Genomic DNA, 12,802 nt, shown 5'->3' on the forward strand with positions numbered 1-12,802 from the left:
GTTTACTGCCCCTGCCCCGGCTCTAAAGAAAAGTTAGCACCTGCCGAACGGCGTCCAAATAAATCTTCATCAAATTTGAATCTGAATCGGATATAAGCGCCCTGGCCGGTAGAGCTGGTATTCGCCAGTTCGTCATCCTGATAGCCAAGGAAGTTGTAGCCAGCAGAAAGCCAGAGGTTGGCTGCCGCCAAATAGCCGACTTCCGCCCCAAGCAGGTAGCGCGTTCCCGCGCCGCGGTTTGCCCAAAGCGCCCCGGTTTGCAGGCTGGCATCCCAGCGCTCATTGATGTCATAAAGCGCGCGGCCGCTGACCAGTTGCGTCAATGCGCTGCTGCGCACATCATATTCATCCAGAACCGACCACTTGGCCGCATAGCGCCCTGACAGGGTAAACTGGCGCAGCGGATGCCAGTTGACATGCGTGGAGCTGACATAGGCGCTGCGCTTGAACTCAGCTTCCAAATCAGTTGCGTTATCTTCATAGTAGTGCTCTATTTTAGCCAGCACATCCAGTTTATTCTGCTCAAAGTCGCGCCATGCCATACCCAGCTGGAAGCGGTTTCTCAAATGGTCGCCCTGTTCAGCATCTTTGCTGTCAATAAAATTCAGCGTGTTTTTAGCCAGCACGGTTAAATCTTCATTCAGCTTGCGCGCATAGCCCACTGTATTGATCAAGGTATCTGAATTGTCTGAACGCCGGCCTTCCAGGCGGGTCATGGCTTTCCAGTCATCATGGGCTAAATATTCCAAGCCCAAAGTGGCGGCTGTAGAATCCTTGCCGTCATTTTCCGGATTTTTAGAAACGGTCTGGATGCGCTCGAAGCTGGTGCTCAAGTACACTTTCGGCATAAGCTGCCAGCGGTTGCGCAAGCCCAGGGCAGCTTCCGCTTCCCGGCTGCTCATTCCATCCGCCACCCGGTATTCGCTGAATGCGGAACCGTCTTTCATGTAATTGCTGCTGATGCCGAATATGGTGCTGTTGGTTTCTTCCGTAGTATTCAGCGAATATAAGCCGTCAATTGATGAAATCACCTCATGGCGCGCATACAGCTCAGTATTCGGCAAGACCTGCATGGTGCCGCCCAGCGCCACCACCTGCTTCTCTGAATCAGACACATCCTGTTCATATTCTGCAAAAACGCTCGCGCCTTTCCACGGGAGCTTGCCTGTAAACTTCACTCTGGCGGTGGTGCCGTTATAGGCTCCCATGTTTTCAGTGGCCTGTGTCGCAGCCTCGCTGCTTTCATCGTAATAGCGCAGGCCCAGTTCAACAGCAAGTACCTTAAAGAAGCTGCGTTCAATGCTGGCAGATAAGCCTGTACGCACGCCGCTGTTATTGCGGTCTTCAGTCCGGATCGCTTCAGCGCGCGCCAAACCGACCTTCGGAATCGGCAGAGAAGCCTTCAGGCCGCTTTCCATGCGTCCAGCGCTGATGGTCGCCGCATCATTCTGGAAGCCTTCCTGCGCCTGCTGATGGTAGATGCGCAGGCTGCCGGCGCTTGGCGCATATTCAAATTCAACCCGCGCCGCCGTGCCTTCATCTTTGGCTGCAGCCGGTGCAGCGCTGCTGATTTGCGCAATCTGGTCTACATCTGAAGCGCTATTTTTTGACTGCGCAATTTCAGCAATAAACTTGCCGTGCTGCCCGACTTTAACCACGGTATTGACGCTGGCAATCTGCTCTTCTTTGAGCGGATCGGCGCTTTTCACAAAAGAGCCGCCCAGCTTTAAATGGCTCTTGACTGCATAGCTGAAGCTGACCCCGCCCACCTGATATTCTTCGCCGATATCTTCCGCTTCCACGGTAATGCGGACATAGTTCGGGTTCAGATCAGCATCAACACTGGAAACAGCCTCTTTCAAATAGATGCTGCTGCTGTACGTGTCGACTTCATAGTCCGCAAAGCGCGTCAGTGTTTTGCGTGAAATAATCAAGCCCGGGTTATTGCGGTCGCGGGTTAAAATCTCGACTTTTTCACTGTTTTCCAGCATCTGGTCATTGCTGATCGCGCCCAGGCTGTAAGGCCCGGTGATGCCCATCGCGCGGTTTTCCGTCACCACCTGGCGCGATTTGGTTTCGGCGCCAAAAGCGGCGGCCTGCAGCTTATCGCCGTCATGCCCCAGCTTGAAGCCGGTCAGAGAGCGGTTGTACTGGCCGAGCGATAAGCCTTCGTCTTTCTCTGTGCGGGTCACATAGTCGCCGTACATGGCGTAAGAGCGCCCTTTATCCACGCGCACATACAGTTTGCTGGTCGATTGGGCTTCAAAGCCTTTGGCTGCCGCATCGCCATACACCGGATAATATTCGTCCGGCTGAATGTCGCGAAATAATCGCTGCTTCGAGCTTTTATCCGAATCATAGGCCAAAGTCAGCAGGTAATCGCCCTTGACCTTGCCTTTTAAAAACATGGCGGCGCGCCCGTTCAGGCTGGTATCGCCGCCCCAATCCGCAATTTCAGTCAGCTGGTCTTCAAAGCCGTCATCGCGGTTAACGCTGTGCAGCTTATTGCGGTCAAAATTATTAAAGTTGACCGATCCTTCAATTAAGCCCACAGCAATCAATGGACGCAAATCCGCCAGAAACTGGATGTCGATTTCCTGCTTCAGCAGGCCGCTGCTGGCGCGCAGCTTGCCGCGGCCCGGCGCGTTTGGCGCAAGCACCGGAATCACCATTTCTCCGCCTTCAATAAAGGTCTGGATGCCCGGCTCATTCGGATTCAGATCCTGCAGGTCAATCAGTCCGATGTCGCTTTCCAGCGTGATTGCCGTACGGGCTGCGATTTTCACCCCGTCTTTATCCTGCAGGCGGAGCACCAGCTGCAGAACATCTTTGCCGTTGGCGGCCGCTGCGGCGGCTGCAGCATGCTCCAGCTGCAGGCGCTGGATTTCGCCCGGAACTACTACCTGGATCTGCTGACTTTCACGCACATTGCCCATAAAGTCCAGCTGCTCGACCCGGATTTCATTTTTCCCGGTGTTCAATTCAACGCCGATGAATTCCTTGCCCTGCTTCTGCTGTTCTGCTAAGACCGACAGTTTGCCTAGGCGTTTTTCAGATACAGCTTGGCCATTGACCAGCACGCGCTGATCAGCTCCCGCTGTGCCCTGAAGCTGAATGGCAGTTTGCGCAAAAGGTAAAATCTGGCCGTCTTTCAGGTTTAAAATGCTTAAAACATTGCTGTCGCTGCGCTTCAAGTACTCTTCTAAATTAACCAATGCCGGCGGCTTGACCGGGTCAATCGCCAGCTGCCGGCCTTTAGGCGCATCGGCAACGCTTTTATTTAAAATGCAGCTCTGATCATTATCATTCGCTAAGCAGCCATTTGTATTATCCGAACGGCTGCTCTGTTCAATATACGATGGCGCATCAATCGACAGCTGCTTGCTAATGGCTTTTTCTAAATTTAAATTGCTTTGATTGATTTTTTCCTGGCGCTGCTTCACCGCCTCAGTCAGCGGCGCTGAACAGGCTCCCGCCTGATCCGCCATGGCGAAATCGGCGCGGTGCAGCTCACCGCGCTTTACATCAACAAAGCGGCTTGACGGATCTCCGGCATTGCGGTTTGACTGAATGACCAGCTCCGCGCCGGCTGGCAAAGTGGTACGGTCCAGTTTCAGCACATGGGTTTTCGGCGAAACGCCGTAAAAGTCATATTTGCCTTCACGATCGGTGACGACATAACTGCCGTCTTCCATATACAGGCGCACACCTGGAACGCCTAATTCGCCTTTGTCCTGCATGCCGTTGCGGTTGCAATCCGTATACACTTTGCCAATGACAAAAGCGTCTGAGCTGAATACGCCCGGACGAACCTTCACTTTAGCCTGCGCTTCATTCGAATTCAGGCCGTGGCTCACCGCGCGCGCGCGGTTAATTCCGTCGCCATTCAGCGCATTCGGGCCGACCAGCACCCGGTATTCAATTTTTGCGCTGGCGTTGACCGCCAGATCACCCAAGCCTAGGGTTAAATACGGCCCTTTTCCGCCTTCAGGTTCAGCTGCCGGCTTGCCATCAACCCGCAGGGTGTTCGGCACATAGCTGAAGCCGCGCGGCAAGGTATCCTGAACCTTAACATCTTTGGCAATGTCATCACCCTGATTGCTGACGGTAATACTGTAACTGGTAAAGTCGCCCAGTTCCACACTGCTGTCGCGCGCGGTTTTCTTCACCATCAGGCTTTGGCCCGAACTGAGCGGATCAATTGGAATATCAATATTCAGCGCTGGGCTGGTTAAATCCAGCTTAAAGCTGCGCCCGTACGAATAATCCGGATCTACTGCAGTAATGCCGAAAGCCTTAAACGAGCTGACCGGGTAGGCATTCTGATCACTGCTGAACTGGTAGCTTTTACCGTTAATCGGGGCTGAAGTATCAACCAGCAGCGTATATTCACCGGGCAGCACAAATGGATAAATGAATTCCCCTTGAGCATTGGTCTGCTGTTCAGCCGGAATGCTGCCAGTCATGTTTCCGTCAGCATCCTGGCCAAAAGCCACATTAGCTGCCACAGGCCGGCCATTTTTATCCGCCAAAGTCACCCGGGCATTTGCCACCGGCTGTCCTGTTTTTGCATTAAAAACAATGCCGTAAGGGTCAATCAGAATATCAGTTGAAATGTCCGGTTTTGGCGTATTGGTGCTGTTGCCGTTTTGATCCAGGCAGTCAATAATCGTTGCCGTGACTTTGTCGCGGCGCACGGTTTGCAGAATGTCATCCTGGGTATTTGGCGCTGTGCCGTCCCATGCTGCCGTATTAACTTCAAAGTGGAAAACTCCGCTGTTGGCTTCGGTTTCTTTGCCGTTCGTATACAGGAAATCGCCGGTCAGCGCCGATTTAACCAGAACCTTAACCTGATCCTGATTATGCGAAGCATTGCAGATTGCTGCATTGGCTTTCAGATAAACCGGCTCTTTGACCTTGCCCGTTTGAATCACATTCTTGTAATCGGGCGTTGTGCCATCAAGCGTTGCGTCAGCAGCTTCAATTATGGTTTGCACTAAATCTGAAGGGGTTTTTCTTTGCTGATTGGCCGCGCTGTTCCATGAAAACAGATAAGCTTGATTTTTCAGCACGCTGTAGCTTAAGTTGGCGGCTGTTTTAACCTTCAGGATAATTTTGCTTTCCTGCCCGGCAGCAAAGCTTCGGTAGCCGACAACCGCATGGCTGATCTTATTCTTATTGGCAGGCTGGGCCGATACATAGCGCCCTTCGCCGGTTTTATACAGCACTTTGGCTTCGGCCGTGCTGACTGAAACTTCATCATACAGCGTATTTCCCGGCAATGGATCTTCAACAATGATCCATTCGCCCTGCACGCCGTCTACATGGACGGATAGCGGTGCAATCGGCAAATTGCCGCTGTTCTTAACCATCAGGCTGTAGGTAATGGCTTCCTGTCCGCCCGCATACTGAATATTGGTTTTATCTACAGCCTTATGAATGCTCAGCTGCGGAACAACAATAGTGGCAGGGTCATCCGCCGTGCTGCTTGGCTGCGGGCCTTCCTGAATGACTGCGGTCACCGGCATTTTAATCTGGGTATTATGCGGTGTGTCTTTAGAGGTATCCGCAACAACCCACAGATAAGCTTTTTCGCCCGGCTGAAGCGCCAAGCCCTGGCTGAGCAGTGTATCCAAGCCAGTATAAAATTGATCATCGCCATCATCCACATAAATGCGGATATTGGATAAATGGCTGGCATTGTCCGCGCTTAATTTGAATGTTGCCGGCGCATTGCTTAAGTTCACCAGTTCATTGAACCAGTAAACTGCGGTGCCCGCTTCAACGACCTGATGCGCGCTTGGAGAAAGCTTAAGTGCGTATAATTCTGAAACTCTGACTTCTACTTTATTGGACTGGACATCTTTTGAATGCAGCAGCCCGTCGCCGCCCAGCACTTCATACTTTGCATAGGCGATATTTGGAATAATTGTGCCAGCATTTGGCATAGTCGCAGCAGCATGTCCGTATTGAGCAAAAAATAAAGCAGACGCAAGTGCAGACAGCGACAGCGCCTCGACTTTTCTATCCATTGCCTTTTTCATTGACAAGCCCCAAAACAAAAAAAATAAAATACAAACAAGTAAAAAAACAGCTGCGCTCCCCTTTCTTAAAAGAGGAGTGCAGGCTTAAAAGGATGAATTATGGAGCGGCTTTATCAACCGTAACGGCGAACTTCAATGTCGCAGAAGTGCCTGGAGTTAAAGTGCCGACCTTGTAATTTACATTGCCGCCAGATTCCGTCGGCGCATCGCCCTGGGTTAATGGATTCCGCGCAATAGAGCCGGTTTTGTATGTTGTATATGCAGGCACGGCATCATTGATTACAACAGCTGTTGCGTCAGCATTACCTTGGTTGGTTGCTGTCACTTTATAGAATACACACTGGCCCGGTTTAGCATTCTGCAGATTTACAGTGTAATCAGCGTCAGCCGGCGCAGCCGTACAGTCTGCAGCAAACTGGAATTTCTCCAAGCGGACTGAACCCAAGTTGATTACTGTGCGGTCTGTAATCGACAGAATGCTGTTTGAACCTAATGCAGCGCCTGATTCAGGCTGAATTTGCACTGTAGACGTATAAGACTGGCCAGCAGTTGCTGTTGCAGCCGCTTCAACTTTTACATAAACAGTAACAGACTCACCTTGCTGTAAGCCTGCCAGTCCAGCTTTATCAAATTTTGCATTTTGCAGAATGCTGTTTAAGGTGCCCGCGCCAGTGCCTGTTACACGCTCTTTAACATCATCCAGCAGGCCATCACCATTCACATCTACATAAACAGTAACTGTTTCACCAGCTGTCGGCGTTGGTAAAGCAAAGTTCAGTGTTTTTCCGCCAGCTGCTTCAGCTACGTTACCAATGTTGGTTAGAGTATGGCTGTAAATAATGCTGCCGCCTGGCGCCAGCTGGCCTTGACGGTCCGGCGTAAAGCTGATGGCGCGCTGTTCTGCAACCGTCAGCTTAAATCCAATGCTGTCGTTGCTGCCGGTAGATGGCGAACTGATCTTGACTGTAATGGTTTCAGGAACACTTGTTGCTGGCGTGCCGTCTGGCGCAGTAACGACTAGACAGTAGCTGCCCGTACTGCCATTCGCAATCGTGCCTGAGTTGGTTACTTTCGTATTTGTACAGTTGCCGGCAGCGTCTTTTCCAAAGACCTCTGCTGTCCAGCCCGTTGGAACGCCTTCAACAGCAATATTGTAGTTGTCCGGCGTGCCACCTGTATTCTGGATGGTAACGTCCAGCGGCTTAGATGTGCCCGGGACTAAAGCCGTGTCAGGAACGCCTGTGCTGCTGTTCGCGCCGTCGCCGACATAGTCTGGTGTGCCTGCTGTACCTTTATTATGCACCAAGTCTACAGCGCTTTTCGTAAAGGCATCAACAACTAGAGAAATGGTATCTTTATTGCTGCTGTTGTTGGCTGAAGTGCTAGTCATGGTCAGCGTAGTGCCGTCCGCTACTGTGCCGTTAGTTGGCAAAGTAACGCGCACCACAAATTTCAGGCTGCCGCCAGCCTGAATTGGGCCTGTATTGTTGTCTGTCACCGGAGTTTTTCCATCCGCTTTCAGAATTTCAACAATGCTGCCGGCCGGCAAAGATGAGCCAGCGGCTGTAGCAACATTCAGATTATAGCTATCTGTAGTTGTGCCGGAGTTGTGAACATAAATAACATCGCCACCTGTAGCGTTATTGCCGAAGACAATAGCCTGGCCTTGCGAAGCTGTTGTATGAACTTGGTCGTCAATGCCTGCAGCACTGCCGGCTGGAACATTGTTGTCAATCCAAGAGGCAGATGCATCATCGTTAATCGAGTGTGCTGTTGTGCCTACAACAGTGACATTGTTCGGGTTGGATGGAACAAGACTCGTGTCTGGAGTTGCCGGCGGAACAGATGGGACATTATCCGGCGTTAATGGCGTATTTGTACCTGGCGTAAAGCCATCAGTATCTGCGTATGCGGTGTTGGTGATTTTCTCGCCATTGGCAGCAGCCGTTTTTACTTTAACAGTAAAAGTTAACTTACCGGTTGAACCGGCAGCAAGCTTGCCTGCATTAAAGGTAAAGGCCTCTTTCGCATCGCTACGGCCACTAGCTACATAAGCAAATTTATCACTATCTGTACCATCACGAGTTAATGCTGAAGTGCTGCCATTATAATGCGCAGTTAATTTGGCATCAGCCGTATCAGCAAATGTTACATTGCTTGGCAACACGTCATAGATAATGACGTCTGATGCAGCGGCTGCTGTGCCTTTATTCTGGAAAGTCAAAGTATAGGTAATGTAGCCATTCGCACCAATTGTGCTGACGCTGGCTTCTTTTTTAATTTCAATGACTGCGCCGGTAATAATAGTCGCTTTATCAGTATTGGACGCTGTATTTTTGCCGGCATCATATAAAGCCGTTGTTTTTGCTGTTGCAGTTAGAGTTAGGCTGTCATTCTGGCCTGCCGCTGCCGCTAGCGGCGTTTTAGCAACCACAACCAGGCCGATAGATTCGCCAGCAGCTAATTCAATCGCTGTTGTTGGAGTTAAAGCAGCAGCGCCATTATCCGCTACGCCATCCTGATTGCGGTCAATATAGACATCATAGCTGGCCCAGTCGAAAGTGCCGGCATCATTTGCAATGCTGAGCGTGAATGAGTCTGTGCCATTACCAGTGTTGGTCAAGATATGCGGGAAGCTTACACTACTGTTGGCCGCTGTCTGACGTTCGTTAGACTGCACAAGAGTAAAGCTGCCTACTTGCGCTACAAGGGTTTTAACCACGTTAGACGTTACAACACGCTCAGTCTGCGTATTGTCTGTATACGTTGCGGTTGCAACGTTACTGATATTTTGACCTGCTAAAGGCGTAGAAGCTGCGGCCATCGCAGAACTGCCAAACAGAGATACCCCACCCGCAACTGCTAAAGCAGCCGCGACTTTACTTAATTGAAAATGTTGTTTCATAAGAAAACTCAACAATAAAACGTTTTAAACGACGAGAAAAAATTATTCGGAAGCATTGACACGAACTTGAGCGGAAACCGAAATTTTTTGTTTTGGCTTCAGCTCATTCACATTCCATTGCAATGCACGATACTCACGCAGCGGAACATTTACTTTTTTGCCATTTTCGATACGAGTCAGCGGCGCTTTAGCAAAGCTTTTCCCATCTAAAGAGGCATAAGTATCTTTTGGTGCACTTTGGCCGGTATAAGTGACAGACTCTGGAAGCGGCAAATTCAATTTCAGATTTTTCAGGCTATTCGAAGATACATTCGAATAATCAACGCGGTATTCCAATACATCCTTCGGCTTGACCTGATCAGTAGCCTTAAGTTCCTTTTTATTTTTCTTGCCGGCATCCACCTGAAATACTTTCATTTCAGCTTTTAATGGCGCGTCATTGGCATATGCCAAATTCGCCACACCCAGCGCCGAACTTGAAAGCAAAACTAAACAAATGCCTTTCTGTACTTGTGTAACCATAAGAAATTGCTTCAATTTTTTAAATTATGTACATTTTTACTACAGTTAAGAAAAAAAACAAACATAAAAATGCAGAATTCATCACGTTTTTTGTTTTTTTTGATTGTTTTGCTGCATTTGGGAGTGGGTAGAAAGAAATTTGAAACTATTTAAAGCCCTCTGCATACCATAAAATTAAAGCGGCATGCATCACATAAAAGGCATGAAATTCAATTTTATATTTATAAAAATGCATAATTCATCACATCAAGTCTAAATTTTGATTTTTTTTACGCATAAAAATGCATAAACATGACAAATATAGAAAAATATCGACAAAATGAAGAATATTTACTGTAACGGCTGCTTTAGCCAAATGAATCCGCCTGAAATATAAACCATACAGCATTGGACATGGTTTTAATTAATAAGAAAAACTTAACAATAAGGTTGATTCAAAACAGCTTTCTCCTCTAAAATTTATTTTTACAACAGCAGGGAAAAGCATCAGAAGCGGAATTTAAAACTCAAAGCATATGCAGAGCACAATGGATTTCCTAAAAATACCATCCTGAATTACTCCAGCTCCATTTTTCCCAGATTCCCCCCCCTCCGCTTCAATGCAGATAAGTAGCAGTAGCCTTTCCCTTCCCTGTAAAACAAACGCATAAAAAAAGCAGGCTTAGGCGCCTGCTTTTCTATATGGGGCAGCATCACAGCGTATGCTGATCCTTCACGTCTTCCAGCACATCATCCAGCTCTTCAGGATTTTTCATCAAGTGCAGGATAGACAGCGCCAGCCCGCCCCACAAAAACAGCATGGAAATAATCATCATCACAATTGCGGAAGTATTCATCTTAACGCTCCTCGCGGTCTTTCATTTTTGACAGAATCACAGCAATGACCGCACAGAAAATCACGCTGCCCCAGCCAAATACGCCCTGCAGGCTCATGCTATAAGTATCGTAACCGTTTTTCACTAAGTTAAATAGGGTCATGCTCAGCGTGGTTAACAGGATCAAAGAAGTGATCACGGTTAAAGTGAATGCCCAGCCTTTGCCCAGCTGAATGGTGGAAATACGGTTGACGTGATCACGCAGCTCAATCAATGCGGAACGCTTAAACCACGCAATGCTGATGATTGAAACCAGCGCGCCACCGATAATGCCGATGTTATTGATAAAGTGATCCACAATATCCACCAGCTTGATCGCATTCACGCTGGAGAATAAGATCACTGAAACCAGCGCGCTGCCGCCGCCGATAATGGTTACCGCTTTTTTACGGCTCCATTTCAGCTTGTCCTGCATGGCTGCAATCGGCACTTCCAGGATGCTCACCATGGAAGAAATGCCCGCGACAAACAGCGAAGAGAAGAACAGCAGGCCGAATAAATCAGCGCCCGCGCCTAAGCTGGAAATGATTTTCGGGAAGGCAATAAAGGCCAGGCCAATACCGCCGCTCACCACGTCTTGAACTTCTTTGCCTGCGGCATGCGCCATAAAGCCCAATGCTGCAAAAATGCCAATACCCGCCAAAATCTCAGTGGATGCATTGGCAAAGCCAACGATCAGGCCTGAGCCTGTCAAGTTGGTTTTCGGCTTTAAATACGATGCATAAGTCACCATGATCCCGAAGCCGACCGACAGCGAGAAGAAAGTATGGCCATACGCCGCCAGCCAGACTTTATAGTCCATCATCGCAGACCAGTTCGGGGTAAAGAATGCATTCAAGCCTTCCGCCGCGCCCGGTAAACGCAGTGACTGCACCACCAAAACCGTGAATAAAACGAATAATAAAGGCATGAAAATCTTATTCGATAATTCAACGCCTTTTTTCACCCCGCCAAACAGGATGATTAAGGTCAGCGCCCAAATTCCCACGATTGGCCAGAATAAATGGCTGACAAACTGCAAGTCAAAGCCTGATGCTTTCGAGGTCTGCAGATAGGTATTAAAGAAGAAGCTTTCAGGGTCGCTGCCCCATGCCTGGCCAATCGAGAAGTAAACATAGCTTCCCGCCCAGGTCAGTACGCTGGCATAGTACAGGCCAATGATGATGCACACGCAGACTTGCCACCAGCCCAGCGTTTCCCCGCCTTTGAATAAAGCGCGGTAGGCTTTGGGCGGAGAGCCCGTACTGCGGTGCCCTGTTGCATAATCTAAAAATAACAGCGGCAAGCCGGCAGTAATCAGCGCCAATAAATAGGGAATTAAAAATGCGCCGCCGCCGTTTTCATAGGCGACATAGGGGAAACGCCAAATATTGCCTAAGCCTACAGCCGAACCTACAGCTGCAATAATAAAGCCGGACCGCGATGTCCAGTTTTCACGATTTCCTGACATAAAACACCTAAACCTTAGGCGTCTTTTTATGCTGCTTATTGTATGGCTTATATCGCAGGCAGAAAAAGCGCCATTCAAAAAATAATTTTTGTGTTTGAAGCTAGAGTTCACCTTTTGGGTGCAGTGTTCTAATTTGCAAACAGGCAAAGCGCATAAAATCTTGCTTAAAGGCTTTTAGCGCGCGCCGCCCTTTGTATGGTTCAACAATACTGGCTTTTTCGCACTTTTTCTGTAAGTTCTGGATGAAAGATGCTGTTTCGCAATTTGTTTTGCATTCGAATGTTCAAATAAACAGCGCGCCCAGGCAGAAAACCGGCGGCATTTCACCCCCCTTTGCCGCCGGCATCAGCGCTGCACCCGGTAATGCCCGGTAATTGCATACTGATGCAGGATATTTTCTTCGCGCGCGCCCTGCCCGATATTGTGAATAATCAGCGGAGTCCGGCTGAAGGCCTTGCGGTCTGAAACAATGCCGATATGCGCCAGGCCGCGCCCCAGATCCCAAGTGACAATATCTCCGGGCGCATAGCGCTGATCCTGCACAGCATAGCCCTGGCGCTGCAGATAAGCCTGAATATTCGGCACGCGCCGGTGATCGATATTGCTGTCCGGCGCTTTCAGGCCCCACTTTTGCGGGTAGCGCTTAAAGTTGGCGCGCATGTCCTCATGAATGCCTTGCTGCAGGTCCATGCCCTGCCGGCGCAGCGCGCGGATCACCACATCGGTGCAGACGCCCTTCACCAGCGGCACATCGCCCATCGGGTAGCGCAGCGCGCTGTACGCCGGGTCATAATACAGGGTTTTCCCGATCTGGCTCCGCGCATCCGCCACCAGCTGCAGGGCATCCAGCGCCCAGCAGGCCTGCGCCGCCGGCAAAAGCAGCAGCGCGAACAGTTTGGCTTTTATGGTCATTTTTCAATCTGCATCCTTTAAAATATTGCTTATTCAAAGCGCTAAAATCTTCCGCCCATGCCCTGCCGGATTTTTTACTTAAGCGTCAATGCAA

Annotated in this window: 6 protein-coding genes; all 6 read right to left on the reverse strand. The window is 49.6% G+C overall.

What is annotated here, in order from left to right:
• Positions 1–2: 2 nt before the first annotated feature.
• Entirely contained in the window at positions 3–6,044 is a 6,042-nt protein-coding gene (locus BEN74_RS10660) for an SdrD B-like domain-containing protein (RefSeq protein ID WP_068908790.1), read from the reverse strand.
• Between the two features lie 97 nt (positions 6,045–6,141).
• Positions 6,142–8,949: a DUF11 domain-containing protein gene (locus BEN74_RS10665; RefSeq protein ID WP_068908788.1), complete on the reverse strand. Its 2,808-nt coding sequence runs from the start codon at positions 8,947–8,949 to the stop codon at positions 6,142–6,144.
• Positions 8,950–8,991: 42 nt separating this feature from the next.
• A complete protein-coding gene (locus BEN74_RS10670; RefSeq protein WP_228200343.1) occupies positions 8,992–9,486 on the reverse strand; it encodes a hypothetical protein in 495 nt (164 codons plus the stop codon).
• Positions 9,487–10,163: 677 nt separating this feature from the next.
• Positions 10,164–10,307 (reverse strand): methionine/alanine import family NSS transporter small subunit, encoded by a 144-nt coding sequence (locus BEN74_RS10675; protein ID WP_067668587.1) that lies wholly within the window; start codon positions 10,305–10,307, stop codon positions 10,164–10,166.
• Position 10,308: 1 nt separating this feature from the next.
• A complete protein-coding gene (locus tag BEN74_RS10680; protein ID WP_068908784.1) occupies positions 10,309–11,796 on the reverse strand; it encodes a sodium-dependent transporter in 1,488 nt (495 codons plus the stop codon).
• Positions 11,797–12,141: 345 nt separating this feature from the next.
• A complete protein-coding gene (locus BEN74_RS10685) occupies positions 12,142–12,708 on the reverse strand; it encodes a DUF1287 domain-containing protein (protein ID WP_068908782.1) in 567 nt (188 codons plus the stop codon).
• Positions 12,709–12,802: the final 94 nt, after the last annotated feature.

It is taken from the genome of Acinetobacter sp. WCHAc010034 (assembly GCF_001696615.3).
Classification (GTDB): Bacteria; Pseudomonadota; Gammaproteobacteria; order Pseudomonadales; family Moraxellaceae; genus Acinetobacter.